Consider the following 25,583-nt stretch of genomic DNA (forward strand, 5'->3'; position numbering starts at 1 on the left):
CACCTCCCACCGACAGCTCACCCCATGAAGGGCGATACCTCATGACACTCCTGCCCGGCGAACTCCTCAAACTGCTGAACCGGCCCAGCCCCTGCTTCATCGCCACCACCATGCCGGACGGCTCGCCCCAGCTCACCCAGACCTGGGTCGACACCGATGGTGAGCACATCCTCATCAACACCGTCGAGGGCTACCGCAAAACCAAAAACGTTCAACGCGACCCCCGTGTGGCCGTCAGCATCGCCGACCCGGATGACACCTCCCGCTACTTCTCCGTACAGGGACGCGTCACCAGCGCCACGACCGACGGCGCCGCCGAGAGCATCGAACACCTCGCCCAGAAGTACACAGGCCACCCCTATGCCTCGTACGGCGGCCCGGGCCAGACCCGGCTCCTGCTGACCATCACCGTCGACTCCGTCATCCATTCCCCCATGCGCTAAAGACCAAAGGAACCGTCATGACCAGCTTCCCCCACAGCGCCGGCACCGCCCGCCCCTACGTCTGGGCGCCGGACCAGTCCCCGGCCTACTGGAACGTCGGCACGTACTGGAGAGTGCTCGCCGACGGCAGCCAGACCGACGGCCGGTCCTGCACGTTCGAGGAACTGTGTCCGCAAGGACTCGTCGCCCCACCGCACGTCCACGACAAGGAGGAAGAGGCGTTCTTCATCCTCGAAGGTGATTTCGTGTTCACCGTCGGAGACGAGGAGATCCCGGCCGGACCCGGCAGCTACATCTACCTGCCGCCCAAGGTCCGCCACGGCTTCCGCGTCGAATCCGAAGTCGGCCGTGTCTACAACATGCTCACCCCGGCCGGATTCGAGCAGAACATCATCACCAACGGCCAGCCCGCCCCCCAGGTCTCGATGCCCCCACCGGGAACGAGCGCCGTGCCGCTATGGAGGCAATTGCGTACCTCCAGGCCCCCAGCCCCCTGGGACGACCCTGCCTGGGCGCCTGACTCGTCCTTTTAGAGCGCCGGCCCAGGCCCGGGATGTTTGGTTTACGGTGCAGGACGACGAGCCGGTGTTGATGTACCCGCCGAGCGCTGTCGCCCCCCCACTCACGGTACGCACGCGGACACGCCATGCCTTCGCCGGCCGCGGAACGCTCGGCCCGGTAAGCGGCTGTGGCGATCTGAGCGAACGACCGGACCAGCGGATTCGGGTCACCCTCGTTCCACGCCTCTACCACGCGGCTCGGCGCAATGTCGATCAGCGGCACCACAGCCAGCTCCCTGGGCAGGTCGTGCCCGAACGGGGCAATGCCGACTGTTCCGTTCCAGAGCACGGCCTGCAGGCGCTCCTGGACAGCGCGTACCACCGGACCCTCGCGCGGCTCCCCGCCGTTCCAGTACGAATACCAGATCGGATCCGTGCCATCCGGGAACTGGAACCAGCGCCTGTCTGCCAGGCCGGCCACCTTCAGGCGGTCGCGGCGGGCCGGTGGATCATCGGCGCACAGCACCGCGCCGACTGGGTCGACGCGCAGCTCGTGCACTGTCGGACCTGTCTCGTCGAACGGCCCACGGGTCAGAGCGACGTCGACCAGTCCGGCGCGCCGTCCGCAGGTCGGATCGGTCAGGTCGGCCTCGCGGATGCGGACCTCGACACCTGCCCGGATCACCGACATGGTGAAGGCCGTCCTCGTCCTTCACCACGCGTCAACCTGTGGTTGGAAAACGCTCACTGATCGCGGCTGGGCGCGCTTTTCATGTGGGATGCCGTCCGGCAAGTGATCGGACCGGTGGCCTCCGACCCGACCCTTTCGCGGCTGGTCGACACCCTGGCGGTGGCCGGCCCGAAGGCCCTGCATGCGATCCGTGCCGCACGGGCCGACGTTCGGCACCGGGTATGGAAGTTGACCGGGACGTCAGCGCCGGATGCCACAGGCGAGACGATTGTGGATCTGGACGGGGTGCTGGTGCCGGCGCGCTCCCAGAAGCAGGATGCGGCCGCGACCTGGAATGAGTCCTTCGGCGACTACCCATTGATGGGCTTCGTCGATCATGGAAGCGGCGGCACGCGGTGGCTGCGTCGGCAGTCGCGACGTCGACCACGACCAGGTCCGGCCGGATTACATGCGTTTCTTCGATCGGGTTCACGTACGGGCACCACGCTCGCGCCAGGCAATGATCTTGCCGGGTTCGCCGGCAACGCGAACGGCATCCGGTCTGAAGCTTCGATCCCCACCGACTCGCTCCTGGTCAGGTTCCAGTCCTCGCCGAACAGCCAGAGGTTCGTGGCGACCTTGGAGTGGAGCTGATCAACCGTGCGCAGGTTCGTGCAGAGGTCTTCGTCGGTGACGATCTCGCACAGGGCCTTGATGAAGTTCACGCGGTTGACTCACGGGGCGGTCGTGAGGACTCTTCACCTGGCTGGTCCCGCTCCCAACTGCTGCCCGGTGTAAGGCACAAGAGTCTGACCGGACTGGCACTCCAGGAGCAGCGTCAGAGCAGAACGCGCGGATCGGCGGTGATCTGTACGTCGAGGACGGAGACAAGACGTCCGGAACTCTTCTGGTGCACGCTCCAAAGCGTCGATGCCACTGAGCGGACACCAGCTTGGAGGAACACCCTGGTGAGTCCGGCGGACTCGTCGACGCGGCTGGTCTCGGTCTTCCGCTCACCTTCCCGCCAGACTGCTACAACACACCGTTGCCCGGCCGATTCACCCCCGCTCGCGCGGGAAGCACGTCACGCGCCACTCGCTCAGCGCTTCCGGCTGCGGTTCACCCCCGCTCGCGCGGGAAGTACTCTGATGCTGACAGACCCTGTCGTGATATCCACGGTTCACCCCCGCTCGCGCGGGAAGCACTCTTCCCGACCTGCGGCTTCAGAGGCGCTTTGCCATTCCTTGACCGCCATCTCTCAACATCACCACTCATGATGCCAGACCTGCCTCCTGAAGTACCGGCTGAAGCCACGGGGCCATCAGCACACCCAAAACCCGGAGGTACGTAGAGCCCACAACCCAGCCACTCCGCACCAGAGCCACTCGGCGGTCTTGGGCCCCTTACACGGAGACCGCTCTGCAAGCAGAGCTGTCCGCGCCCCTGGATCCTCGTCCAAGCCCAGAGTGCGGACCATGCACGGACCAAGCAGCCATCATCCACATCCAATTTGAGCAATTAAGAGATTCCGCGGGTAGGGGCGCGGTCGCGAGCGCTTCGATACCGCCGCCCGGACCAGCGGAACATGCCCCACGCCTCCGAATTTGCGTTAGAGCGCACTCCAACTCCTAGGTTCGGCGCATGCGATACATCAAACTCGGAACGACCGGACTGGAAGTCTCTGCCATCGCCCTCGGCTGTATGAGCTTCGGCGAGCCGGACCGGGGCGGCGAGCCCTGGTCGCTGGGCGCGGACGCCAGCCGGGACATCATCAAGCAGGCCCTCGAGGGCGGCGTCAACTTCCTCGACACGGCCAATGGGTACAGCGCCGGAAGCAGCGAGGAGATCGTCGGCCAGGCGGTCAAGGACTTCACCCGGCGCGAGGAGGTCGTTCTTTCCACCAAGGTCTGGATGCGGATGCGCCCCGGCCCGAACGGCGCCGGGCTGTCCCGCAAGGCGATCTTCGCCGAGCTCGACGCCTCCCTGAAGCGGCTGGGGACCGACTACATCGACCTGTACCAGATCCACCGCTGGGACTACGACACCCCGATCGAGGAAACCCTTGAGGCGCTGCACGACGCGGTCAAGTCCGGGAAGGTCCGCTACATCGGAGCCTCTTCCATGTACGCCTGGCAGTTCGCCAAGGCCCTGTACCTGGCTGACCTGAACGGCTGGACCCGGTTCGTGTCAATGCAGGACCACTACAACCTCATCCACCGAGAAGCAGAGCGGGAGATGCTCCCGCTCTGCGCCGACCAGGGCATCGGCGTGATCCCGTGGAGCCCGCTGGCGCGGGGCAGGCTGACGCGGGTCCGGGACACCGCCACGGCGCGTGCCGAGACCGATGAGGGCGGCAAGATCCTCTACCGCGACGGGGACCAGGCAGTGGCCGAGCGCGTCCACGAGATCGCGGGCAAGCGGGGTCTGTCCCCGGCCCAGGTCGCCCTGGCCTGGGTCATGCGCAACCCGGCGGTGACCTCGCCCATCGTCGGGGTCACCAAGCCGGCCCAGCTGGCCGACGCACTCGCCGCGGTGGACGTCGAACTCGACGAAGCCGAGGCTGCCTACTTGGAGGCGCCCTACCAGCCGCACGAGGTCGCCTACCTGGAGGAGTCCTTCTACAAGTCGCGCCCTGCGGCGGGCTCCCGGTAGTCCGGGCTACCGCCGGCCTTCGACGAGTCCCTGGCCTCGGCCTTCACAGCCCTGTGGTGGGCCCGGCGGTGCTTGCGGGCGGGCAGCGCGCAACTGCATGATCTGGGCACTGCCCGCCAGCGCGGTGAGCAGGATGCTTGCCACTGCGGCCAGCAGCAGGGCGACGCGCAGCGGAACGTGCCCGTGGGCACCGAGTAGCTGACGTCCACCGACTGCTCCTGAGTTTGATCAATTGGTAAGAGATTTCGCGGGTAGGAGCGTCAGGCTAATGTGACGCGGGCATCGGGATCCGTGTTGACGTGGGCCTCCTACATCTCTACATCTGAAAACGGAGCTCCGGTGCCCGCCGTCGAAGCATGGGCGATCGAGCCCTTGTGGGTTCAGTTTGAGGCCCTCCTGCCACCGCATCTTGAATCGCCCCGGTTCGAATGGAGACTCGCTTTCATGAAAGGATCGAGTCATGGCACGACCTTCCCGTTACCCGCTTGAGCTCCGCCGTCGCGCGGTGCGCATGGTCGCCGAGGTAGGCGACGACTACCCGAACGAGACGGCCGCCCTGCAGGCGGTGGCCGAGAAGCTCGGCATCGGCTCCCGCGAGACGCTGCGGAACTGGGTGAAGCAGCACGAGATCGATGCGGGGACACGTCCGGGGACGACGACGGAGGAGTCCGCCCAGCTCAAGGCGTTGAAGAAGGAGAACGCCGAACTGAAGCGGGCCAACGAGATCCTGAAGGCCGCGGCGAGTTTCTTCGCGGCCGAGCTCGACCGGCCACACACACGCTCGTAGCGTTCATCGACGAGCACCGGGACCGCTTCGGCGGCGTCGAGCCGATTTGCAGGACGCTCACCGAGCACGACTGCAGGATCGCCCCTTCCACCTACTACGCCCACCACAAACGTCGGAGCACGCCGTCGGCCAGGACCGTGCGGGATGCCGAACTGAAGAAACAGATCAGCGAGGTCTTCGAGGCCAACTACCACGTCTACGGGGCGAGGAAGATCTGGCGTGAGCTGAACCGGCAGGGCCGCCGCGTGGCCCGCTGCACCGTCGAACGCCTGATGCGCGAACTCGGCATCGCTGGGGCGGTCCGTGGTAAACGCGTGATCACCACGCTGCCCGGCGGGCAGGCCGAACGGGCGCCGGACCTGCTGGACCGCGAATTCGTCGCTGCCGCCCCGAACCGCTGCTGGGTCGCGGACTTCACCCACGTGAAGACCTGGGCCGGTGTCGTCTACGTCGCCTTCGTCGTGGACACGTTCTCCCGCCGGATCGTCGGCTGGTCCGCGGCCACCGTGAAGGAAACGGTCTTCGTCCTGGACGCCCTTGAGATGGCCGTGTGGCAACGTGACCGCGACCAACACCCAGTTCAGCCAGGCGAGTTGATCCACCACTCGGATGCCGGGTCGCAATATACGAGTTTCCGGCTCGCCGAGCATCTGGACGCCGCCGGCATCGCCGCCTCGATCAGATCGGTCGGCGACGCCTACGACAATGCCCTGATGGAGAGCACGATCGGCCTGTACAAGACCGAGCTGATCAAGCCCCAACGGCCCTGGAAGTCGCTCTCCCAGGTCGAGTTGGCCACCGCAGAGTGGGTCGACTGGTACAACCGCCGCCGACTCCACGGTGAGATAGGGCACGTTCCGCCCGTCGAGTACGAAGCCAACCACTACATGGAATCCACGAAACCCCAGGTCACAACCATAATCTGAGATCTCTATCGAACCCGGGGCGATTCAGACCAAGCAGCCATCATTCACATCCAATTTGAGCAATTAAGCAGGTCAACCTGCACACCAGCCCTGCACCACCCGCAGACCAAGAATCTGCTGGGCCTTCCATACATGTGGCTGGGTAAGGCCGCTTGGCACCACGAAATTCTCGACAACCCGCCATGCCGGCCCCGTCGACAGACCGGCTGACCAGCGGCTCAAAACGACTGACGGCCCATCAGAACGAGCGTCAAATGAGCGTCAAGATATCGCCCGTGACGGCCACACCGCGCATAATGAGCACAGGCAAAACCGCAGGTCAGGCGCCCTTCCCCACCGGCTCCAGGATCGCCACGCACTCCACATGATGCGTCATCGGAAACGTGTCACCGCGGCTGGGAAGCGAATAAGCACAGGTCAGATGCGGTTCTCAGGCTGACAGGAGGGCATCAGACGCTCGGAGCGTCAAATGAGCGTCATGGGTTTCCGTTCGGCCAAGCCGTTCCATGGACTGACCGACTGCCGCCAGAGGCACCCGGTCACGCACGAGACAGCGGATCAGCAGCAACGTGCTATCACGATGCAGTACCACCCCCGCGCCGTCTCACACCGCGCGCATGGCGGTGGAGCACCGATACGTGACGTCCCCTGATTCCATTCGACCGCAGGCGCCCACCGGCGCCCACGGTCCGCGCCAACGCCGGTGGGCACGGCGGAGGCACCGTCCCCGGTGGCGAGCCGCGCCGGGCCCTCGCACAGCCACGGCGACCACACGAACGAGACCCACTCCCGCGAAAGGAAGAGGCCGCGCCGCACCGGGCTCCCCGCGTTCCTCGACGTAGGACTCGCAGCGGGTCTGATACCCAGCCCTCCATCCCTTGAGCTGCAGAGGCAGGTCCGTGCGCATGTGTGTCGCGATCTGCCATCCCACGATCATCCGCGAGTAGACGTCGAGGACGAACGCGACGTAGTCCCAGCCGGACCATGCCCGGAGATAAGTCAGGTCCACTACCCAGAGCCGGTTGGGCCGGGCGGCGGCGAAGCGCCGGTTCACCAGGTCCGGTGGGCGCACAGCGGCCGGTTCGGGCACCGTGGTCCGGCGGTGCCAGCTGCGGATGACACCCTCCAGGCCGTTCGCGCGCATCAGCCGTTCGACGGTGCAGCGGACTGCAGTGACGTCCTCGCGCCGCAGCTGGCGGTGGATCCCTGCGGGCGCTATAGGTCTCGCCGGAGGCGGCGTGCACCGCGCGGGTCCTCGCCAGCACCTGCTCATCGGGCAGGCGCTGTAGGCGGCGACCGAAAGGCCAAGTTCCCGGCAGACCGGCTCGACCCCGAAGTCGTCGCGGAGGCGGTTGATCACCGCGTCGGTCGCGTGCGGGGCTGGTCGAGCTCCTTGCGGAGCCGGGCGAGTTCCTGCTTCTCGGCCGTGCTGAGCAGGCCAGGCCAGCCACCCTGCTCGGCCTCGGCCTCGCGGACCCACTGCCGCAGGGCTTCCTCGTGTACACCCAGATCCCAGGCGACATGCGCGACCGGACGGCCCGAGGTCCGGCCCTCGCAGACGGCTCGCTCACACAGCTCGTCGGTGTACTTCCGTAGAGCTGGCATCGGACCTGCGTTCTCCCATCTGCCGAGGCGGCGACCTGGCTTACGGCACGTGGTGCGCCTCTGGGTACCTCTCCTGGTCGATGAAAAGGTCGGTGGTCCGGCGGACCCGCTCCCCGTCATCGGGGTCGAAGTCGAACGTGGACTGACGGAAGCCGCCCTGGAATCGGATCCAGCGGCCGGTGGCGTGACAGGCTCTTCGATCAGTCCAGGACGGCACTCGCGTTATTCCTTCGGTACCTGGACGGTTGCCTGCCGCTGCTATGCGTGTCATCACCGACTGGCAGTGCGCCATCCGTCACTATTGCGACAACGTCTCGCAGGCTCGATGAACTAGGCATTTGCAGGCGATGAAGCTGTCCGATGTGATACATCGCCGCCGCATCGCTACCCGCGCTTCAGGTCACCGCGCCAAGTGACGCCAATTCGGAGAACGGTCACCCGATCGCTCGTAGAAATCCGCACGGTGAACGACTCCGGATCGCCCGCATTCAGCACGTAACCGGAGTTGACCGTGATCGAAGACGCCGCGCCCGCTACCGTAGCGCTGCCTGATCTCGTACGCGAGGTCGTCACCCCTGCTGCGGCAGCCGAAATTCTTGAGAAGACCCGGTTGCACGGCTGCAACCCACGCAAGCTGGATTCCTCTCACGCCCGGCGGCTCGCCCGTGACATGTGCAGCGGTAGCTGGAACGACTACAACCCCGACGTCCTGTCTCTGTGCGGTCATGGAGCCGCAATCCAGGGACAGCACCGCCTCGAAGCGGTAATCATCAGCAAGACGCCCCGCAGCTTCCTTGTCGCCCGGGACGTGCCACATGGGGCGGCGACAACGATGGACTGCGGCAAGGCTCGATCGGCTGCGACAGCGCTGTCCCTGGTGGGCGTCGACGGACATCGCAAGGACATCTCTTCGACCATCCGGCTGCTGCAGAACTACGACGTCGAACGCAAGAAGGTCGCCTGGCCCACATGGCGGTCGGTCGTCTACACCAACGCCGAGATCGTACGGTTCTTCCAGTCACAGTATTCCGACCTGCCGAACTTTCTACCGCTGATGACCGCTCTGAAGAGCGGCGTGTACTCCGCCCCCGCAGCGTCACTGGCATGCGCGTACCTGGTCCACCGGGACGGCGGGAGCACCTCGCACGCGGACGACTTCTTCCAGGGCCTGGTCTCCGGAGCCCACCTGGACACAGCCGACCCCAGATGGATCACTCGCCGATACTTCCACAGCCCGGCCCGGCCACGACGCGGCAACATCACCAGCGCCCTCCACTTGGGACTGCTCCTGAAGACGTGGAACCTTTGGGTCACCGGTCAGACCTGGGAGATCGCCAACTTTCGCGCGACACAGCGCATGCCCGACATCGCCAACGCGCTATGTCCTGCACAAGCACAGCAAGCCTTCAGGAATCCGAGCAAGGACGGACCCGTCATTCCACGCCGCCGAGCCGCAGACCGAGCTGGCGTTCCTGGACAGACGATGGGCATGATGCACCTGCCCGTGGAAGAGTGCTTCCCCGCATGAGAGGCGCACCCTGGACAAGGCAATGGCGTTGGGCCGCTCGCCCTGCACGACCTGTTCAAGAAGCACTGCTGGACACCAAGACTTTGGCAGGCGGACACGCAACGCCAAGCCCAGCCGAGCTTCGGACGTGGTTGCCTGCTCGGACATCGACGTGGACGTGCGTCAGGAGCCTTCGGCTCTGCCCCCTAGGACCGGTCGGCATGCTTGATCGCCTCCGGCGGCGAGGACACCGCGGAGTGTCGCTGCGACCAGCAGCCAGAACGGACTGCTGTCACGGCGTTACCCGTGCAGCGGGCCGCGCAGCGAGGAGTGATTTCGCGGTGATGCCGCTCCATACCGAGAACTGCGGGACGTCGGTGGAGCCCGACGCTCATCGAACCGGGCAAGAACACGCTGGCCCAAGCAGAACGTCTTTTGACAAGGCTGCCGGCAAGCCGCGGTCGCGTGTCTCCGTCATAGCTCCGAATCATTGAGCCAATGGTCACATCCGACGCACCTCGTTGCGCCACCCGGTTTCACGTGGTCGCGCCACGAAATCGATTCGCGCGACAGAAGTTGATCTTCGGTGGTGTGACTGATCATATAAAGGTGGGAGCCCTTCGCCAGAGGGCTCCCACCACCTTCCCGTGTGTCCACCGAAGGAGAAACACGGTCATGAGTCACTCTCCCAGATCCGGAGCTACTTCACGCTGGCGCAGGACCCCCGGTGATGCCGTCCCTCAACCGGACGCAATTTCACCACTCTGCAATGCCCCTTCGCACCTGCAGCCTCCCGAGAGCGGGCCCCTCGAAGCGGCCCGGCACGATTCATTGTTCAAACAGCGCACCCTCCTCGTATTGTGCGCCGCGGTCACCCTTGCGAACAGCGTGGGCTACATCGCGGCGTCCACAAGTAGCGATCCACTGGCCGGGCTGGCCGCAGGAGTCTCCGCATTCGGTGGAACCATCGGATTCTTCCACGAACATACGGACTGACACCACCGGCCACTGAATACCGGTCCTCGCCGAGCTGACGGTGCACCGCCCGCCTCGCCGTCAACCGTGCCCCATTCTCGATTCAGAAAAGGAAGCCAAGCCGTCGGCAACGGCGGGCATTACTCACCACACTGGGCTCACTTCCCACAGAGCAAGGTCACCCGCTCCGGCGACGTGAGCCCGCACCTGACTGCGCAGACACGAAACGTCGCTACGGAAAACGCCACCTAATCGCCCCTGTCTCGGATCCATCGGAGTCTGACATGAACGACGAGAGCATGTCTTCCTCTGCACCGCTCCCCTTGCCGGTGCGTGAGATCGTCACCCCTGCTGCGGCAGCCGAAATTCTTGAGAAGACCCGGTTGCACGGCTGCAACCCACGCAAGCTGGATTCCTCTCACGCCCGGCGGCTCGCCCGTGACATGTGCAGCGGTAGCTGGAACGACTACAACCCCGACGTCCTGTCTCTGTGCGGTCATGGAGCCGCAATCCAGGGACAGCACCGCCTCGAAGCGGTAATCATCAGCAAGACGCCCCGCAGCTTCCTTGTCGCCCGGGACGTGCCACACCAGACAGCCACCACTATGGACTGCGGCAAGGCACGCTCCGCCGCCACCGCGCTGTCCCTGGTGGGTGTCGATCGGCACCGCAAGGACATCTCTTCGACCGTCCGGCTGCTACGACTCTACGACGTCGAACGCAAGAAGGTCGCCTGGCCCGCGTGGCGGTCGGTCGTCTACACCAATGCCGAGATCGTACGGTTCTTCCAGTCGGATTACCTCGACCTTTCGGGCTTTCTGCCACTGATGACCGCTCTGAAGAGCGGCGTGTACTCCGCCCCCGCAGCGTCACTGGCATGCGCGTACCTGGTCCACCGGGACGGCGGGAGCACCTCGCACGCGGACGACTTCTTCCAGGGCCTGGTCTCCGGAGCCCACCTGGACACAGCCGACCCCAGATGGGTTGTCCGCCGATACTTTCAGAATCCGGCTCGGCCACGGCGCGGCAACACTGTCAGCTCGCTTCAGCTGGGGCTGCTTCTCAAGACCTGGAATCTATGGATCTCTGACGAGGTCTGGGAGATGGCGTACTTCCGGCCCAACGAGCGTATGCCCGAAGTCGTCCGCGCTGGCTCGGCGCGCAGATTCACCGAGGTGCAGCACGAATCAGCCGACCCGGACACTAACAAGATGCCCTTGTCACCACGTCGCACTGCACGCCAGGCCCGTGTGCCCGACCAGAACACCAACACAGCTCAGGTACGCTCCTGAATCATCCGTGCCGGGCTTCCTCGGGATCATCCTCGGGACGCCATTTCCGCGCCGAGCCGACTCGCTGCTCCGCCTCGTGAAGGCATACGAATCAGTCCGCTGAACGAACGGATCCCCAGAGAACGGGATCAGTCCGCCCGGCGGACTGCCTGGAGCCAGCAGCGCTTAGCGATGACCGGTACATCGATGTTGTCCTGTGCGACTTCCTCGACGAAGGGGCCGGCAACGGAGACAGGTGGCGGGACGGTAGCGGCGCTGACGCCGTTGAACCGCAGGAAGACACGCAAGGCGAGCCAGGCGGTACCTTTGTCGCCGTCGATCAGCGCGTGATTGCGGACGACGGAGTGCAGCAGTGCCGCAGCCTTCCCGTGCAGCGTGGGATACAACTCGGCTCCGAACACGTTCGTCCGGGGTCGCTCAATCGCCGACACGAGAAGACCCATGTCTCGAACGCTGTACTCGGTGCCGTTGACCGTGCGGGCAATGGACAGGATCTCGTCGATCTGGCTGTAGCGCACGTCAGTCACTTCAGGTAGTCAAGGATCACCGAATCGCTGTCCATGAGCTCGGCCAAGACGTCATCGACCTTCAGCTCGTGCGGCCGGGATGGTCGCTCGCACCGCCACTGCGGAGGTGCAGCAGAGACTTCCGCTTCGAGCGTCATCCGAGCGTCACGAATCTCCGAAAAGCCTCTGAAGGCGTCGCCGATGCAAACGCCTCGCTCACAAATGCACAGGTCAGGCAGCTCTCAAAGATCGATCCGTGCGCTCGAACCGCTGCGCGGAGAGAAACAGGTCGAACAACCCACCCAAACAACGAAACCGCAGGTCAGGACGGCTTGGCGACCGGCTCAAGCACCGCCACGCACTCCACATGATGAGTCATCGGGAACAGGTCGAACGCCCGCAGCGTCCGCGGCTTGTAGCCGCCCTCCCGGAAGTACGCCAGGTCGCGCGCGAGTGCCGCCGGGTCGCAGGCTACGTAGGCGATGCGGCGGGCGCCCAGGCCGGTGAGGTGTTTGACCGTCTGTTTGCCCGCGCCCGCGCGGGGCGGGTCCAGGACGATCAGGTCTGTTTCCGTGATGCGGGTGCGCGGGAGTACCTGGTCGACCTTGCCCTGTTCGATACGGACCCTCGGGAGGTCCTTCAGGTTGTGGCGGGCGTCCTCGACCGCGCGTTTGCCGGATTCGATGCCGAGGACCGCGCCGCTCTCGCCGACGCGTTCCGCGATCGCCCCGGCGAAGAGGCCGACCCCGCAGTACAGGTCGAGGGCCGTCTCGCCCTTCCTCGGCATCAGGCCCTGCATCACGGCCTCCACCAGCAGTTGCGGCGCCTGCGGGTGGACCTGCCAGAAGCCGCCCATGCCGACGCGGTACGTGCGGCCGTCGGCGCGTTCGCGGACGAAGGCGCGGCCGTGGACGCGGTGGACCCCGCCGTCGTGCTCCTCCACCCGGAGGACGGAGACGGGCTTGTCCAGTTCCACCAGCGGGAGCCGGCCGCCCTCGCGCGGGGTGAGGACGACCTGGCGGTCGCCGGAGCCCGAGGCTGCGATGGCCTCGACCGTGGCGATCTGCGGCCATTCCCGGCGTTCGATGCCCAGTTCGCTGACGCCCTCCGTGGCGATCAGGCAGTGGTCGACCGGTTCCACGTCGTGCGAGCGGTGCTTGCGGAGCCCCGCGCGGCCCTTCTCGTCGACGGCGTACTGCACGCGCGAGCGCCACGCGGGCACCTCGCCCGCCGGGAGCTTGTCGCCGGGCGCGGGCATGACCGTACCGTCCCAGCCCGCCTCCTCCGGGGTGAGTCCGGCGAGCCGCTGGAGCTGTTCCGCGATGACCTCGCCCTTGAAGCGGCGCTGCGCGCCGGGCTTGGCGTGCTGCCAGTCGCAGCCGCCGCACCGCCCGGGGCCCGCGTATTCGCAGGGGGCCTCGACGCGGTCCTTGGAGGCGTCGAGGATCTCCACGGCGTCGGCGCGCAGGTAGCGCGAGTCCGCCTCGCCCTCCGTCACCCGGGCGCGGATCCGCTCGCCGGGCAGGGCGTGCCGTACGAAGAGCACCCGGCCCTCGTCGTTACGGGCGATGCAGTGGCCGCCATGGGCGACGGGGCCCACCTCGACCTCGTACTCCTCCCCGATCAGCGAAGCCTGCGGTTCTGTGCTCATGACGGGGTGGCTCCAAAAGATCAGGGGGAATCAAGGGGTACGGGCGTCCCGGCCGGACGACAGCCCACCAGTCTACGTGGCGGGCTCGGCCCCCGTGTCCGGCCGGGACCGCCTCCGTCACTCCCCCGCGCCGGGGTCCTTCGGCCGCGCGTCGACCGGGCCGCGCCGCACGGCGCCCGGCGCGTTGTACATTCCGCGCCGCTTCGCCCGCTGCTTCGCCAGCTCCGAGGATTCGAGCTGGTACGGCACCGAGGTGACCATCACACCCGGAGTGAAGAGCAAGCGCCCCTTGAGCCGCAGGGCGCTCTGGTTGTGCAGCAGGTGCTCGTACCAGCGCCCGACGACGTACTCCGGGATGTAGATGCTGATCGCGTCGCGCGGGCTCTCGGTGCGCAGTCCGCGTACGTACTCGATGACCGGCCGGGTGATCTCCCGGTACGGGGAGTCGAGGATCTTCAGCGGTACGTTGATGCCGCGCCGCTCCCAGTCGTCCCTGAGCGCCTTCGTCTCCGCCGCGTCGACGTTGATGGAGAGCGCCTCCAGGGTGTCCGAGCGCATCAGCTTGGCGTAGCCGAGGGCGCGCAGCGTGGGCTTGTGGAGCTTGGAGACCAGCACGATGGAGTGGACGCGCGAGGGCCGTACGGTGTCGGCGGCCGAGTCCTCGGCGGCGGCGATCTCCGCGGCGACCCGGTCGTAGTGCTTGCGGATCGCGGTCATCGTGCCGTAGAAGATCACCATCCCGAGCAGGGCGACCCAGGCGCCGTGGGTGAACTTGGTGGCGAGGACGACGATCAGCACCAGCCCGGTGAAGAACGCGCCGAAGGTGTTGATCGCCCGGGAGCGGATCATGTGGCGGCGCTTGGCTACGTTCCGCTCGGTCCGCAGATGACGGTTCCAGTGCCGGACCATGCCGGTCTGGCTGAGCGTGAACGAGACGAACACGCCGACGATGTAGAGCTGGATCAGCCGGGTCGAGTCCGCCCCGTACACACCGACGAGGAGCGCGGCGGCCCCGGCCAGCAGCACGATGCCGTTGGAGAAGGCGAGCCGGTCGCCGCGGGTGTGGAGCTGGCGCGGCAGATAGCGGTCCTGCGCGAGGATCGAGCCGAGCAGCGGGAAGCCGTTGTACGCGGTGTTCGCGGCCAGGAAGAGGACGAGCGCGGTGGCCGCGGCGAGAAGGACGAAGAAGAACGTCCCGCTGCCGAAGACGGCGGCGGCGACCTGGGAGATCACCGGGTTCTGCACATAGCCGGAGCCGACCGGGACGCCGCCGTTGAACAGGTCGGTGGCCGGGTTCTCGGCCATCTTCACGTCGGTGGCCATGGCCAGCCCGATGATGCCGCAGAACATGGTGACGGCGAGGCCGCCCATCAGGGCGAGCGTGGTCGCCGCGTTCTTGCTCTTGGGCTTGCGGAAGGCGGGTACGCCGTTGCTGATGGCCTCGACGCCGGTCAGTGCGGCGCAGCCGGAGGAGAAGGCCCGCAGGAGCAGGAAGACCAGTGCGAACCCGGCGAGCCCCTGGTGCTCGGGCTTGATCTGGTAGTCGGCGGTGGGGGCCTGCATGGACTCGCCGAGGACGAGACCGCGGAAGGCGCCCCAGGCGATCATGATGAAGACGCCGCCGACGAAGACGTAGGTGGGGATCGCGAAGAGCTTGCCCGACTCGCGTACGCCGCGCAGGTTCATCAGGGTGAGCAGGACGATGACCGCGACGGCGCAGAGGACCTTGTGCTCGACGACGAACGGGATCGCGGAGCCGAGGTTCTCGATGCCGGAGGAGATCGACACGGCGACGGTCAGCACGTAGTCGACGAGGAGCGCGCTCGCGACGGTGAGGCCCGCTTTGGGGCCGAGGTTGGTGGTGGCGACCTCGTAGTCGCCACCACCGCTCGGGTAGGCGTGCACGTTCTGCCGGTACGACGCCACGACCGTGAACATCAGGACGACGACGGCCAGGGCGATCCACGGGCTGAAGTGGTACGCCGACACCCCCGCGATGGACAGGACCAGGAGCACTTCTCCGGGCGCGTACGCCACCGAGGACAGCGGGTCGGAGGCGAAGACGGGCAGGGCGATGCGTTTGGGGAGGAGGGTCTCCCCCAGCCTGTCGCTACGCAGCGCCCGCCCGATCAGGATGCGTTTGGGCACGTCGGTCAGTTTGGACACGGAAGGGATCGTATGCGTTCGAACAGTGACGTGTGCGGGCACCACCCCCATCCGGTGCGCGGCGGGTTCCGGGTCGCCCCGCCGTTGTCGGGCGGTGTTCCGACGCCTGGCGACCCCCACCCGGCCGGCGTCCGTCACGCGCGCGCACCGTCCGCACCGGGCACCGGCCCGTCGTCGGCCTGTCGGTCCTTACCGATACGTTGGACCCGGGCAACAGCGGGCGCCACCCCGGCCCCCGCGAGGGGGCCGCTCCGGGTTCCACCGGCATGATGGTGCCTGGCGACCGCAAACCGGCCGCCGCTGTAGCCCGGCGAGCCGAAAGAGAGACATGAGCAGGACATTTACGCAGGTCAGAGGACCTGCGGGGAGTGTGGTGTAGGGCCGTGCATATCGTCATCATGGGCTGCGGCCGGGTGGGCGCAGCACTCGCGCAGAACCTGGAGCAGCAAGGGCACACGGTCGCCGTCATCGACCAGGACCCCACAGCGTTCCGCCGGCTCGGCTCCGGCTTCGGCGGCCGTCGCGTCAGCGGTGTCGGCTTCGACCAGGACACCCTGCGCGAGGCGGGCATCGAGGACGCCGGGGCGTTCGCCGCGGTGAGCAGCGGTGACAACTCCAACATCATCGCCGCCCGGGTGGCCCGCGAGATGTTCGGCATCGAGAACGTCGCGGCCCGTATCTACGACCCGCGCCGCGCCGAGGTCTACCAGCGGCTCGGGATCCCGACCGTGGCCACGGTCCGCTGGACCGCCGACCAGATGATGCGCCGTCTGCTGCCGTCCGGGGCGGAGCCGCTGTGGCGCGACCCGAGCGGCGGGGTGCAGCTCGCCGAGGTCCATACGGCGGAGAGCTGGATCGGCCACAAGATCAGCACGCTCCAGGAGGAGACAGGCGTCCGCGTGGCGTTCCTCACCCGGTTGGGCGAAGCGATGCTGCCGACGTCGCAGACGGTGCTCCAGGAGGGCGATCTCGTCCACGTGATGATGCGTACGGACGACATAGGGAAGGTCGAGGCGGCATTCGCCGAGGGCCCGGACGGAGGCGGGAACTGATGCGCGTCGCGATTGCCGGGGCAGGCGCGGTGGGTCGTTCCATCGCGGCGGAGCTGCTGGAGAACGGGCACGAGGTCCTGCTGGTCGACAAGGCACCGACCGCCATCTCTGTGGAGCGGGTACCGCTCGCCGAGTGGCTGCTGGCGGACGCCTGCGAGATCACCTCGCTGGACGAGGCGGCGCTCCAGCGCTGCAACGTGGTGATCGCCGCGACCGGTGACGACAAGGTCAACCTGGTCGTGTCGCTGCTCGCCAAGACGGAGTACGGGGTGCCGCGGGTGGTCGCCCGGGTCAACAACCCCAAGAACGAGTGGCTGTTCAACGAGTCGTGGGGTGTCGATGTCGCCGTGTCGACACCACGACTGATGTCGGCGCTGGTGGAGGAGGCGGTGAGCGTCGGCGATCTCGTACGGCTGCTGCGCTTCAGCCACGGCGACGCCAACCTGGTCGAGCTGACCCTGCCGCCGGAGTCCGCGGTGACCGGGACGCAGGTCGGTTCGGTGAACTGGCCGGAGGACACCTCGCTGGTGACGATCATCCGGGGGACGCGGGTGCTGACGCCCCATCCGGAGGAGACGCTGGAGGCGGGCGACGAGTTGCTGTTCGTCGCGGCGCAGGCGCGCGAGGAGCAGTTGGAGGATCTGCTGTCGGTACGCCGCGAGGACACCGCGGACTGACGGGACGTCCCCGTACGCACGCGTCGCCGTACGCACGCGTCGCCGTACGCACGAATCGCCGGGGACGGGCCGCTGCCCGTCCCCGGCGATCGGTGTGTACGCGTGCTACCGCCGGTGCCGGGCCGGGCCCCGGTCGCCGGTCACGGCGGCGGCCTGCGCCGCGCGCTCCTTCTCGGCCTGCTCCTCCGCCTCCATCTCGGCGAAGACATCGATCGGCGGGGGCGCCTTCGCGAGGAAGACCCAGGTCAGATAGACGGCCAGCAGGAACGGCGGGATCTTGAGCGAGATCAGCACCCAGCCGAGCTGCGTCGTGTCCGCCCACCAGTAGAGCGGGAAGAGGATCGCGCACTTGGCGAGCAGGATCAGCCCCCAGGCCCAACTGGCCTTGGCGTACGCCTTCTTGCGGCCGGGGTTGCGGGTGCGCCAGGAGAGGTTCTCCTTGAAGACCGGGCCCAGGATCAGGCCGATCAGCGGCACGCCCGCCAGCGTGGTGACGATGTAGGCGAGTGCCAGCCCCAGCGTGTAGAGCATGCCGGGGAGGTAGAAGTCCTTGGCGTTGCCGGTCATCATCGCGAAGACGACACCGAAGGCGACACCGAAGACCCCGCTGAAGGCGTGCTTGACGGTGTCCCGGCGGATCAGCCGCACCACCACCAGCAGCAGCGAGACAGCGAGCGCCGCGATCGCCGAGGTGTGCAGGTCCTTGTTGACGGTGAAGATCGTGACGAAGAGCAGGCCGGGGAGGACCGTCTCCACCATGCCGCGCACGCCGCCGAACGCCTCGAAGAGCGCCGCCTCCGTGACGGCTTTCGCATCACCGTCCGGGTCGGGTGACGCGGGTGAGGACGGTGCGGGGGAAACGGTCGGGGCGGTGGGCTTGTCGGGTGACGTCACCGGCTACTCCTGTCCGAGCGGTCGGAGTTCGTATTTGGGATTGAACAGCACCCGCCGGCCGTGGCTCAGGGAGATCCGGCCGGAGGCGATCAGCTTGCGGCCCGGCTCTATGCCCACGATGGAGCGCCGGCCCAGCCACACCACGTCCAAGGGCGCGGTGCCGTCGAACAGCTCCGCCTCCAGCGCGGGCACACCGGCCCGGGGTCGCAGGGTGACCGTCCGCAACGTACCAGCCACCCGGACGATCTGGCGGTCGTCGCACTCGGAGATACGGGTGCATCCGGACGCCTGGGCGTCCTCGCGCAGCTCCTCGGACTCCAGATCCTCCTGGGAGCTGGAGAGCCGGTCGAGCATCCGGCGGAAGCGGCCGGTCGGCTTCTCAGCACTCATGTCTGAAGGGTACCGGGGTACGGGTGCGACAGGAGAACGCAACGACGCAACCGGATCACCGGAATCGGATCACCGTTCGAAGCGGTAGCCCATGCCCGGCTCGGTGACGAAGTGCCGGGGGTGCGAGGGGTCCGCCTCCAGCTTCCGCCGGAGCTGGGCCATGTAGACCCGCAGGTAGTTGGTCTCGGTGCCGTACGAGGGGCCCCAGACCTCCTGGAGGAGCTGCTTCTGGCTGACCAGCCGGCCCGTGTTCCGTACCAGGACCTCCAGCAGGTGCCATTCGGTCGGGGTGAGCCGTACGTCGCGGCCCTCCCGGTGGACCTTCTTCGCCGCCAGGTCGACGGTGAACCCCGCCGTCTCGACCACGGCGACGGTCTCGTCGCCGTCCCCGCCGAGCGGTTCGGCCCGGCGGACCGCGGCGCGCAGCCGGGCCAGCAGTTCGTCCATGCCGAACGGCTTGGTGACGTAGTCGTCGGCGCCCGCGTCCAGCGCCTCGACCTTCTCGTCGGAGGTGTGGCGCGCGGAGAGCACCAGGATCGGGACGCGCGTCCAGCCGCGCAGGCCCTTGATCACCTCGACGCCGTCCATGTCCGGCAGCCCGAGGTCGAGCACGACCACGTCGGGGTGGCGGGCCGCCGCCAGCTCCAGCGCGGTCGTGCCGTCGGAGGCCGCGTCCACCTCGTACTTGCGTGCCCTCAGATTGATCACGAGGGCCCGTACGATCTGTGGCTCGTCGTCGACCACGAGCACCCGGGTCATAGAGGTCCGCCTTTCTGCTGTCCCGGTCATGAGCCGACCCGGGCGGGAGGTTCGGGGCGCGCCGGCACGGGGCCGGCCGCCGCGGAGAGGGTGAGCACCATGGTCAGGCCGCCGCCGGGGGTGTCCTCGGCGGCGAGCGTGCCGCCCATCGCGTCCACGAAGCCGCGGGCGACGGCGAGCCCGAGGCCGACTCCGGCCCCGCGCGGGGCGTCGCCGTGGCGCTGGAAGGGTTCGAAGATACGTTCCTTGGCGTCCTCGGGGACGCCGGGGCCGCGGTCCACCACCCGTACCTCGACCCGGGCGCCGAGCGCGCTGGCGGCGACGGTGACGCGCCGTCCCTCGGGGCTGTACTTGACGGCGTTCTCGACGATGTTGGCGACCGCGCGCTCCAGCAGCCCGGGGTCGACGGCCACCATGGGCAGCGACTCGGGGATGTCCAGCTCCACACTGTTCTCCGGTACGCCGCCGAGCGCCATCGGGACGACCTCGTCCAGGTCGATCTCGCGCATCAGCGGGGTGACGGTGCCGGTCTGGAGCCGGGACATGTCGAGGAGGTTGCCCACGAGGTGGTCGAGACGGTCCGCGCCGTGCTCGATGCCCTCCAGCAGCTCCGCCTGGTCCTCCTCGGACCATTCGACGTCGTCGGAGCGGAGCGAGGAGACCGCGGCCTTGATGCCGGCCAGCGGGGTGCGCAGATCGTGGCTGACGGCCGCGAGCAGGGCCGTACGGATGCGGTTGCCCTCGGCGAGCGCGCGGGCCTGCTCGGCCTCGCCGACCAGCCGCTGGCGGTCGAGTACGACGGCGGCCTGCGCGGCGAAAGCGGCGAGCACCCGGCGGTCCTCCGCGGGCAGCACCCGCCCGGAGAGCGCCAGCGCCATGTGGTCGCCGACGGGCATGTCCACATCGGCGGACTCGGGGCGGTCGACGGGCTGGGGGCCCACGCTGCCGGCCCGGGTCCACGGGTCGACGTCGCTCTTGCGTTCGAGCAGCGCGACGGACTCCATGGCGAAGGTCTCGCGGACCCGCTCCAGCAGGGCGTCCAGGGCCGTCTCCCCGCGCAGCACGCTGCCCGCGAGGAAGGACAGGATCTCGGACTCGGCGCGCAGCCGGGAGGCCGTATGGGTACGGCGGGCCGCCAGGTCCACCACGGAGGCCACCGCCACGGCCACCGCGAAGAAGATCACGATGGCGACCAGGTTCTTGGGGTCCTGGATGGTCAGGTTGTGGGTGGGCGGCGTGAAGTAGAAGTTGAGCAGCATCGACCCCACGGCGGCCGAGGCGAGCGCGGGCCGCAACCCGCCGAGCAGGGCGGCCAGCACGGTCAGGAAGAGGAAGAGCAGGACGTCGTTGGCGAGCCCGAGGGTGTTGTTCAGCGCGGTCAGCAGCACCGCCAGCAGGACGGGCGCGACGACCCCGGCCAGCCAGCCCCAGATGAGCCGGGAGCGGCCGAGGCGGGCACCGCGCGCACCGGGCAGCCCGCGCCCCTTGGCGACCTCCTCGTGCGTGACGATGTGCACGTCCAGGTCGGGCCCCGACTCCCGCGCCACGGTGGCGCCCACACCAGGGCCGAAGATGTACTGCCAGGTCTTGCGGCGGCTGGAGCCCAGCACGATCTGGGTGGCGTTGACGCCGCGCGCGAACTCCAGCAGCGCGGAGGGGATGTCGTCGCCGATCACATGGTGGAAGGTGCCGCCCAGGTCCTCGACCAGCTTGCGCTGGACCGCCAGCTCCTTGGGCGAGGCGGCCGTGAGACCGTCGCTGCGGGCTATGTAGACGGCGAGGATCTCGCTGCCGGACCCCTTGGCGGCCATCCGGGCGGCGCGGCGGATCAGCGTACGGCCCTCGGGGCCGCCGGTGAGGCCGACGACGATCCGCTCGCGGGCCTGCCAGGTGGTACGGATGTTGTGCTCGCCGCGGTACTGCTGGAGGTATTCGTCCACCCGGTCCGCGACCCAGAGCAGCGCCAGCTCGCGCAGCGCGGTGAGGTTGCCGGGGCGGAAGTAGTGGGAGAGCGCGGCGTCGACCTTGTCGGGCTTGTAGACGTTGCCGTGGGCCATCCGGCGGCGCAGCGCCTGGGGCGACATGTCGACCAGTTCGATCTGGTCGGCGCGCCGGACCATCTCGTCGGGGACGGTCTCGCGCTGCCGTACCCCGGTTATCGACTCGACGACGTCACCGAGAGATTCCAGGTGCTGGATGTTGACGGTGGAGACGACCTCGATGCCGGCCTTGAGCAGTTCCTCGACGTCCTGCCAGCGCTTGGCGTTGCGGGATCCCGGCACGTTGGTGTGGGCCAGCTCGTCCACCAGCGCGACGGCGGGGCGGCGCTCCAGGACGGCGTCGACGTCCATCTCGGTGAAGACGGTCCCGCGGTACTCCAGTTCGCGCCGCTCGACCGCCTCCAGGCCGTGCAGCATCACTTCCGTACGCGGCCGGTCGTGGTGCTCGACGAACCCGACGACACAGTCCGTGCCCCGCTCCACCCGGCGGTGCGCCTCGGAGAGCATCGCGTACGTCTTGCCGACGCCCGGTGCCGCGCCCAGGTAGATACGAAGCTTGCCGCGTCCCATGGCCCCATTGTCTTCCAGAAGGGCCGGCGTGCCCGACCTGCCGACCGTCCTGACGAAACTACCGCCGGTGACGACGCGCGCGGTCGCCCCGAGGGGGTCCCGGGCCGGTTTTGACACGATTCTGACGGGCGCGGGAGACGGGCGCGGGACTCGCCGGCCGCCGCGCGGCGGCCGTCCCCGTCGCCGCGGCGGCCCGGTCACGCGGATGGGCCGTACCCCGCCCGGGGTACGGCCCATCTCCTGCCCTTACGGGTGTCAGCGCACCTCGGTGATCTCGGGACCGCGCTGGAGCTGTCCCATCCCACCGGAGAAGCGTGAGCTCTCCTGGTCCTCCTGCTGGACGCCCTCGGCGACCATCTGCGCGTCGTCCGGGAGCTTGAGGACGATCGGGTCGCGGGGCGCCATCGGGCCCTCCCCGCGGACGACGACGGTGTCCCGGAAGATCTGCTCCAGCAGCCCCGCGGCCTCGGGCTGCACCGCGCCCTGCCCGGAGATGACCCCGCGCAGGAACCAGCGCGGGCCGTCGACCCCGATGAAGCGCACGAGCTGTACGCCTCCGGTGCCGTCCGGGAGCTGTACGGGGACCTGGGCGCGCAGCTCCCAGCCCAGCGGACCCTCGACCTCGTCGATGATGCCGCCCTGCTGGGTGATGCCCGTGGCGATCTCCTCGCGGACCTCGCCCCAGATGCCCTCCTTCTTGGGCGCGGCAAAGGCCTGGAGCTGTACGGCGCTGTCCCGTACGACGACCGTGGCGGCGACGATCGCGTCACCGGCGACCTCTACGCGCAGCTCCATGCCCTCGACCGCGGGGACGAAGACGCCCCCGAGGTCGACACGGCCCTCGTCGGGCCTGGAGACCTCGGAGATGTCCCAGGGACCGTCGGGCCTGGGCGCCGGCGGAAGGTTCGCACGGCGGGGCGCGGGCGCCGCCTCGGTGTCGTCGGCGTCCCCGGTGTCCTCACCGGCGGCGTCGATCAACTGCTCGGTCTCGCCCGCTGTCCCCGCCTCGTCCTCGGCGGAACCACTTTTCTTGCGACGTCCGAACACGTCACTGTCCTTCCCGGTCGGATACGACCGAAGCGTATCGATTCCCACCCTGTACCCCGCCCACGGCGGCATGACCGCCGGTGGACCCGAAGCCCCCCTCGGCCCGCGCGGAACCGGGAAGCTCCGCCACCTCGTGGAAGCGCACCTTCTCGACCTGCTGGACGACGAGCTGGGCAATCCGGTCGAACCGCTCGAACCGCACGCTCTCGCGGGGGTCCAGATTGACCACGATCACTTTGATCTCCCCACGGTACCCGGCATCCACCGTCCCGGGGGCATTCACCAGCGCGACCCCGCAGCGGGCGGCGAGCCCGGAGCGCGGGTGCACGAAGGCCGCGTAGCCGTCGGGCAGGGCGACGGAGATGCCGGTCGGCAGCACGGCACGCTCGCCGGGGGCCAGCTCGGCGGCCTCCGTGGTGACCAGATCGGCCCCCGCGTCGCCCGGGTGCGCGTACGAGGGCAGCGGGACCTCCGGGTCGACGCGGCGGATCAGCACGTCCACGGGAGCACCGGGCACAGGACTCATGGGGTCACCTCTGGCTCCGCGCGGGGTGCGGGGGGCGTCTCCGGGGATGGCACGTTACTCACAGGCGCAGACCTTACCCGCGCGGTCGCCCCTGGGGCGCACCGTGCCAAGCTTGGCTCCATGGAGCCTTCCCCCGCGCCTTACGACGAACGCCTGACCGCACCCCCTTCCTGGTGGGGTATCGCCGCTCTCCTCGCCGTGGCCGGCGGCCTGATGACGCTGCCGCTGGGCACGCTGCCGATGCTCGGCGGGGTGATCGTGGCGGGCGCGCTCGCGGCGGCCGGGGTCAGCGCTTACGGCTCGGCGCGGATCCGGGTGGTGGCGGACTCGCTGGTCGCGGGCGACGCGCGGATCCCCGTCGCGGCGCTCGGCGCGGCCGAGGTGCTGGATCCGGAGGAGGCGCGGGCCTGGCGGCTGGAGAAGGCCGACCCGCGCGCCTTCATGCTGCTGCGCAGCTATGTGCCGACGGCGCTGCGCGTGGAGGTCACGGATCCGGACGACCCGACACCGTACGTCTATCTGTCGACCAGGACCCCGCGGGCGCTGGCGGCGGCGCTGGACGCGGTACGCACGGGCTGAGACCCAGCGGATCCGGGGCGCCCCGAGGGCCGTACGAGGTCCGGGGCAGGCCCTGGAGGTCCTGGTGGCCTCTTAGTGGCCCAGCTCCTTGGGCAGTCCGGGCGGCAGCTCGTCGGGCTGCTCCAGGGGCGGCAGGGCGGGCAGCGCGTCCCAGGGCACCTGGCGGGTCCGCAGGTCCTTGCGGATGTGTTCGGCGACCTTCTTGGTGTCCCGCCGGTTCATCAGGGCGCCCACGGCGGCCCCGATCATGAAGGGGACCAGGTTGGGCAGGCTGCGGACCATGCGTTTGGTGATCTGGTGGCGCAGCTCGCGCTTCATGCCGCCGCTGAGCGCGCCGTTGAAGGACGACGGTTTGGTGATGTCGACGCCGCGCTCCTCGGTCCAGGACGTCAGATAGGCGGCGCTGCGCTCCCTGAGCGTGCCGGGCGCGCGCTGTCCGTAGACCTCGTGCAGCTCCGCGATGAGCTTCAGCTCGATCGCGGCGACGGCGGTGATCTCGGCGGCCAGTTCGGCCGGCATCGCGGGTGGTACGGGCATCATCGCGGCGGCGCCGACGCCCGCCCCGACGGTGGAGCTGCTGTTCGCGGCGCCGGCGACCAGTTTGTCGGCCAGCTCCTCGGGGCCGAGGCCCGGGAACTGTGCCCGCAGGGTCGCGAGGTCGCGGACCGGGATCCGGGGTGCGTTCTCGATGATCCGGTCGGCGACGAACGCCAGGGCCGCCTTGGCTCCGTCACTCCCCTTGCGCACGCCCCGTTTCACGCTGTCCAGGCGCCGGCCCCCGGTCGTGGGGCCGCCGTGGTCGTCCCGGACGGCTTCGAGCGAGGCCGACCGGCCCCGCTCGTCCTCGTGCGCGCCGTGCTGGGGCAGCAGGGCGGAGTGCTCGGCAGCGGGCTGATCGCCTTCTGCCGGGCCTGAGCCGCCCTGATACGTATCCGGTGCCTCCGGGGCGTTCTTGCGCCGGAAGCGCCGTTTCCGGAACGGTGTGTCGCCTGCCACGGCCTGTCGGACCTCAGTCGCAGTCGCGGCAGATGGGCTGGCCGTTCTTCTCCCTGGCGAGCTGGGAGCGGTGGTGCACGAGGAAGCAGCTCATGCACGTGAACTCGTCGGCCTGCCGCGGCAGGACCCGGACGGACAGCTCCTCGTTGGAGAGATCCGCTCCGGGCAGTTCAAGGCCCTCGGCCTGCTCGAACTCGTCGACGTCGACCGCCGAGGTCGACTTGTCGTTCCGACGGGCCTTCAGTTCCTCAAGGCTGTCCTGATCGACGTCGTCATCGGTCTTGCGTGGGGTGTCGTAGTCCGTTGCCATGTCGTCGCTCTCCCCCTCTGGGTGTCTGTGGTGTCTCAGCGCACGTAACGCGTGAGAGGCCGGACTTGTGCCCGACCTGAGGCGGAGATTTTGCCTCACATCA

Annotated in this window: 22 protein-coding genes and 4 pseudogenes; 10 read left to right on the plus strand and 16 right to left on the minus strand. The window is 68.3% G+C overall.

What is annotated here, in order from left to right:
* Window positions 1-41: 41 nt before the first annotated feature.
* On the plus strand, window positions 42-443 hold the full coding sequence (locus tag ACIBJC_RS32845; protein ID WP_399298820.1) for a TIGR03618 family F420-dependent PPOX class oxidoreductase: 402 nt from the start codon (window positions 42-44) through the stop codon (window positions 441-443).
* A 17-nt stretch (window positions 444-460) separates the two neighbouring features.
* On the plus strand, window positions 461-976 hold the full coding sequence (locus ACIBJC_RS32850; RefSeq protein ID WP_208516698.1) for a cupin domain-containing protein: 516 nt from the start codon (window positions 461-463) through the stop codon (window positions 974-976).
* 142 nt (window positions 977-1,118) lie between these two features.
* Here ACIBJC_RS32850 and ACIBJC_RS32855 read toward each other — a convergent pair.
* Window positions 1,119-1,613: pseudogene (locus ACIBJC_RS32855) on the minus strand (LysR substrate-binding domain-containing protein); the annotation flags it as partial.
* Window positions 1,614-1,742: 129 nt separating this feature from the next.
* Here ACIBJC_RS32855 and ACIBJC_RS32860 point away from each other — a divergent pair.
* Window positions 1,743-2,027: pseudogene (locus ACIBJC_RS32860) on the plus strand (IS1380 family transposase); the annotation flags it as partial.
* A gap of 34 nt (window positions 2,028-2,061) precedes the next feature.
* On the opposite strand, the pseudogene ACIBJC_RS32865 reads toward ACIBJC_RS32860, so the two are convergent.
* Together ACIBJC_RS32865 and ACIBJC_RS32870 are read right to left on the minus strand one after the other, a co-directional pair.
* A pseudogene (locus tag ACIBJC_RS32865) lies at window positions 2,062-2,106 on the minus strand (hypothetical protein); the annotation flags it as partial.
* Window positions 2,107-2,451: 345 nt separating this feature from the next.
* Window positions 2,452-2,598: pseudogene (locus ACIBJC_RS32870) on the minus strand (CHAT domain-containing protein); the annotation flags it as partial.
* 656 nt (window positions 2,599-3,254) lie between these two features.
* Between ACIBJC_RS32870 and ACIBJC_RS32875 the strand changes: the two are divergent.
* Together ACIBJC_RS32875 and ACIBJC_RS32880 are read left to right on the plus strand one after the other, a co-directional pair.
* Complete coding sequence (locus ACIBJC_RS32875; RefSeq protein WP_399298822.1) at window positions 3,255-4,265, plus strand: aldo/keto reductase; 1,011 nt, start codon at window positions 3,255-3,257, stop codon at window positions 4,263-4,265.
* Between the two features lie 460 nt (window positions 4,266-4,725).
* Window positions 4,726-5,978, plus strand: a protein-coding gene (locus ACIBJC_RS32880; protein ID WP_399298823.1) for an IS3 family transposase whose coding sequence is annotated in 2 segments (ribosomal slippage) — window positions 4,726-5,008 and window positions 5,008-5,978 — 1,254 coding nt in all. Because the reading frame shifts where the segments join, the coding sequence is not laid out codon by codon here.
* 604 nt (window positions 5,979-6,582) lie between these two features.
* On the opposite strand, the gene ACIBJC_RS32885 is transcribed toward ACIBJC_RS32880, so the two are convergent.
* Both ACIBJC_RS32885 and ACIBJC_RS32890 read right to left on the minus strand, forming a co-directional pair.
* Window positions 6,583-7,251, minus strand: coding sequence for a DDE-type integrase/transposase/recombinase (locus ACIBJC_RS32885; protein WP_399298881.1), 669 nt, complete (start codon window positions 7,249-7,251; stop codon window positions 6,583-6,585).
* Window positions 7,252-7,334: 83 nt separating this feature from the next.
* Complete coding sequence (locus ACIBJC_RS32890) at window positions 7,335-7,583, minus strand: transposase (RefSeq protein ID WP_399298825.1); 249 nt, start codon at window positions 7,581-7,583, stop codon at window positions 7,335-7,337.
* A gap of 511 nt (window positions 7,584-8,094) precedes the next feature.
* Between ACIBJC_RS32890 and ACIBJC_RS32895 the strand changes: the two genes are divergently transcribed.
* Together ACIBJC_RS32895 and ACIBJC_RS32900 are read left to right on the plus strand one after the other, a co-directional pair.
* The gene (locus ACIBJC_RS32895; RefSeq protein WP_399298827.1) at window positions 8,095-9,111 is read left to right on the plus strand and encodes a hypothetical protein; all 1,017 of its coding nucleotides are present in this window, start codon (window positions 8,095-8,097) and stop codon (window positions 9,109-9,111) included.
* Between the two features lie 1,238 nt (window positions 9,112-10,349).
* The gene (locus tag ACIBJC_RS32900) at window positions 10,350-11,357 is read left to right on the plus strand and encodes a hypothetical protein (protein ID WP_399298829.1); all 1,008 of its coding nucleotides are present in this window, start codon (window positions 10,350-10,352) and stop codon (window positions 11,355-11,357) included.
* Window positions 11,358-11,485: 128 nt separating this feature from the next.
* On the opposite strand, the gene ACIBJC_RS32905 is transcribed toward ACIBJC_RS32900, so the two are convergent.
* From ACIBJC_RS32905 to ACIBJC_RS32915, 3 genes are all read right to left on the minus strand, one after another.
* Window positions 11,486-11,884 carry a type II toxin-antitoxin system death-on-curing family toxin gene (locus tag ACIBJC_RS32905; RefSeq protein ID WP_399298831.1) on the minus strand — a complete coding sequence of 133 codons (399 nt, stop codon included), beginning with the start codon at window positions 11,882-11,884 and terminating at the stop codon, window positions 11,486-11,488.
* 301 nt (window positions 11,885-12,185) lie between these two features.
* A complete protein-coding gene (locus ACIBJC_RS32910) occupies window positions 12,186-13,514 on the minus strand; it encodes a class I SAM-dependent RNA methyltransferase (RefSeq protein WP_399298833.1) in 1,329 nt (442 codons plus the stop codon).
* A 117-nt stretch (window positions 13,515-13,631) separates the two neighbouring features.
* Window positions 13,632-15,680, minus strand: coding sequence for an APC family permease (locus ACIBJC_RS32915; protein ID WP_399298835.1), 2,049 nt, complete (start codon window positions 15,678-15,680; stop codon window positions 13,632-13,634).
* Between the two features lie 383 nt (window positions 15,681-16,063).
* Here ACIBJC_RS32915 and ACIBJC_RS32920 point away from each other — a divergent pair, with 383 nt between their 5' ends.
* Complete coding sequence (locus ACIBJC_RS32920) at window positions 16,064-16,732, plus strand: potassium channel family protein (RefSeq protein ID WP_399298837.1); 669 nt, start codon at window positions 16,064-16,066, stop codon at window positions 16,730-16,732.
* On the plus strand, window positions 16,732-17,409 hold the full coding sequence (locus ACIBJC_RS32925) for a TrkA family potassium uptake protein (RefSeq protein ID WP_329821490.1): 678 nt from the start codon (window positions 16,732-16,734) through the stop codon (window positions 17,407-17,409). The genes ACIBJC_RS32920 and ACIBJC_RS32925 overlap by 1 nt, the downstream gene beginning before the upstream one ends.
* A gap of 105 nt (window positions 17,410-17,514) precedes the next feature.
* Here ACIBJC_RS32925 and ACIBJC_RS32930 read toward each other — a convergent pair whose 3' ends face one another.
* From ACIBJC_RS32930 to dut, 6 genes are all read right to left on the minus strand, one after another.
* A complete protein-coding gene (locus ACIBJC_RS32930) occupies window positions 17,515-18,303 on the minus strand; it encodes a DUF3159 domain-containing protein (protein ID WP_399298840.1) in 789 nt (262 codons plus the stop codon).
* A 3-nt stretch (window positions 18,304-18,306) separates the two neighbouring features.
* A complete protein-coding gene (locus ACIBJC_RS32935) occupies window positions 18,307-18,693 on the minus strand; it encodes an OB-fold nucleic acid binding domain-containing protein (protein WP_399298842.1) in 387 nt (128 codons plus the stop codon).
* Between the two features lie 69 nt (window positions 18,694-18,762).
* Window positions 18,763-19,452 (minus strand): response regulator, encoded by a 690-nt coding sequence (locus ACIBJC_RS32940; RefSeq protein ID WP_399298844.1) that lies wholly within the window; start codon window positions 19,450-19,452, stop codon window positions 18,763-18,765.
* Between the two features lie 26 nt (window positions 19,453-19,478).
* On the minus strand, window positions 19,479-22,022 hold the full coding sequence (locus ACIBJC_RS32945) for a sensor histidine kinase KdpD (RefSeq protein ID WP_329821493.1): 2,544 nt from the start codon (window positions 22,020-22,022) through the stop codon (window positions 19,479-19,481).
* 255 nt (window positions 22,023-22,277) lie between these two features.
* Entirely contained in the window at window positions 22,278-23,069 is a 792-nt protein-coding gene (locus ACIBJC_RS32950; protein ID WP_399298846.1) for a DUF3710 domain-containing protein, read from the minus strand.
* 1 nt (window position 23,070) lies between these two features.
* Window positions 23,071-23,586 (minus strand): dUTP diphosphatase, encoded by a 516-nt coding sequence (dut, locus tag ACIBJC_RS32955; protein ID WP_329821517.1) that lies wholly within the window; start codon window positions 23,584-23,586, stop codon window positions 23,071-23,073.
* A gap of 129 nt (window positions 23,587-23,715) precedes the next feature.
* On the opposite strand from dut, the gene ACIBJC_RS32960 reads away from it, so the two are divergent.
* Entirely contained in the window at window positions 23,716-24,174 is a 459-nt protein-coding gene (locus tag ACIBJC_RS32960) for a DUF3093 domain-containing protein (protein WP_399298848.1), read from the plus strand.
* A gap of 72 nt (window positions 24,175-24,246) precedes the next feature.
* Here the strand turns inward: ACIBJC_RS32960 and ACIBJC_RS32965 are convergent, their stop codons facing one another.
* Together ACIBJC_RS32965 and ACIBJC_RS32970 are read right to left on the minus strand one after the other, a co-directional pair.
* Window positions 24,247-25,170, minus strand: coding sequence for a hypothetical protein (locus tag ACIBJC_RS32965; protein WP_399298850.1), 924 nt, complete (start codon window positions 25,168-25,170; stop codon window positions 24,247-24,249).
* Window positions 25,171-25,183: 13 nt separating this feature from the next.
* Complete coding sequence (locus ACIBJC_RS32970; RefSeq protein ID WP_030350183.1) at window positions 25,184-25,480, minus strand: DUF4193 domain-containing protein; 297 nt, start codon at window positions 25,478-25,480, stop codon at window positions 25,184-25,186.
* Window positions 25,481-25,583 lie beyond the last annotated feature (103 nt).

Origin of the sequence: Streptomyces sp. NPDC050509 (genome assembly GCF_044457965.1) — a bacterium.
Classification (GTDB): Bacteria; Actinomycetota; Actinomycetes; order Streptomycetales; family Streptomycetaceae; genus Streptomyces.

Coding starts and splice junctions, on each gene's coding strand:
- ACIBJC_RS32960 (WP_399298848.1), top strand. CDS start 23,716: ATGGAGCCTTCCCCCGCGCCTTACGACGAACGCCTGACCGCACCCCCT.
- ACIBJC_RS32945 (WP_329821493.1), bottom strand. CDS start 22,022: ATGGGACGCGGCAAGCTTCGTATCTACCTGGGCGCGGCACCGGGCGTC.
- ACIBJC_RS32900 (WP_399298829.1), top strand. CDS start 10,350: ATGAACGACGAGAGCATGTCTTCCTCTGCACCGCTCCCCTTGCCGGTG.
- ACIBJC_RS32875 (WP_399298822.1), top strand. CDS start 3,255: ATGCGATACATCAAACTCGGAACGACCGGACTGGAAGTCTCTGCCATC.
- ACIBJC_RS32850 (WP_208516698.1), top strand. CDS start 461: ATGACCAGCTTCCCCCACAGCGCCGGCACCGCCCGCCCCTACGTCTGG.
- ACIBJC_RS32940 (WP_399298844.1), bottom strand. CDS start 19,452: ATGACCCGGGTGCTCGTGGTCGACGACGAGCCACAGATCGTACGGGCC.
- ACIBJC_RS32890 (WP_399298825.1), bottom strand. CDS start 7,583: ATGCCAGCTCTACGGAAGTACACCGACGAGCTGTGTGAGCGAGCCGTC.
- ACIBJC_RS32885 (WP_399298881.1), bottom strand. CDS start 7,251: ATGAGCAGGTGCTGGCGAGGACCCGCGCGGTGCACGCCGCCTCCGGCG.
- ACIBJC_RS32910 (WP_399298833.1), bottom strand. CDS start 13,514: ATGAGCACAGAACCGCAGGCTTCGCTGATCGGGGAGGAGTACGAGGTC.
- ACIBJC_RS32845 (WP_399298820.1), top strand. CDS start 42: ATGACACTCCTGCCCGGCGAACTCCTCAAACTGCTGAACCGGCCCAGC.
- ACIBJC_RS32925 (WP_329821490.1), top strand. CDS start 16,732: ATGCGCGTCGCGATTGCCGGGGCAGGCGCGGTGGGTCGTTCCATCGCG.
- ACIBJC_RS32935 (WP_399298842.1), bottom strand. CDS start 18,693: ATGAGTGCTGAGAAGCCGACCGGCCGCTTCCGCCGGATGCTCGACCGG.
- ACIBJC_RS32970 (WP_030350183.1), bottom strand. CDS start 25,480: ATGGCAACGGACTACGACACCCCACGCAAGACCGATGACGACGTCGAT.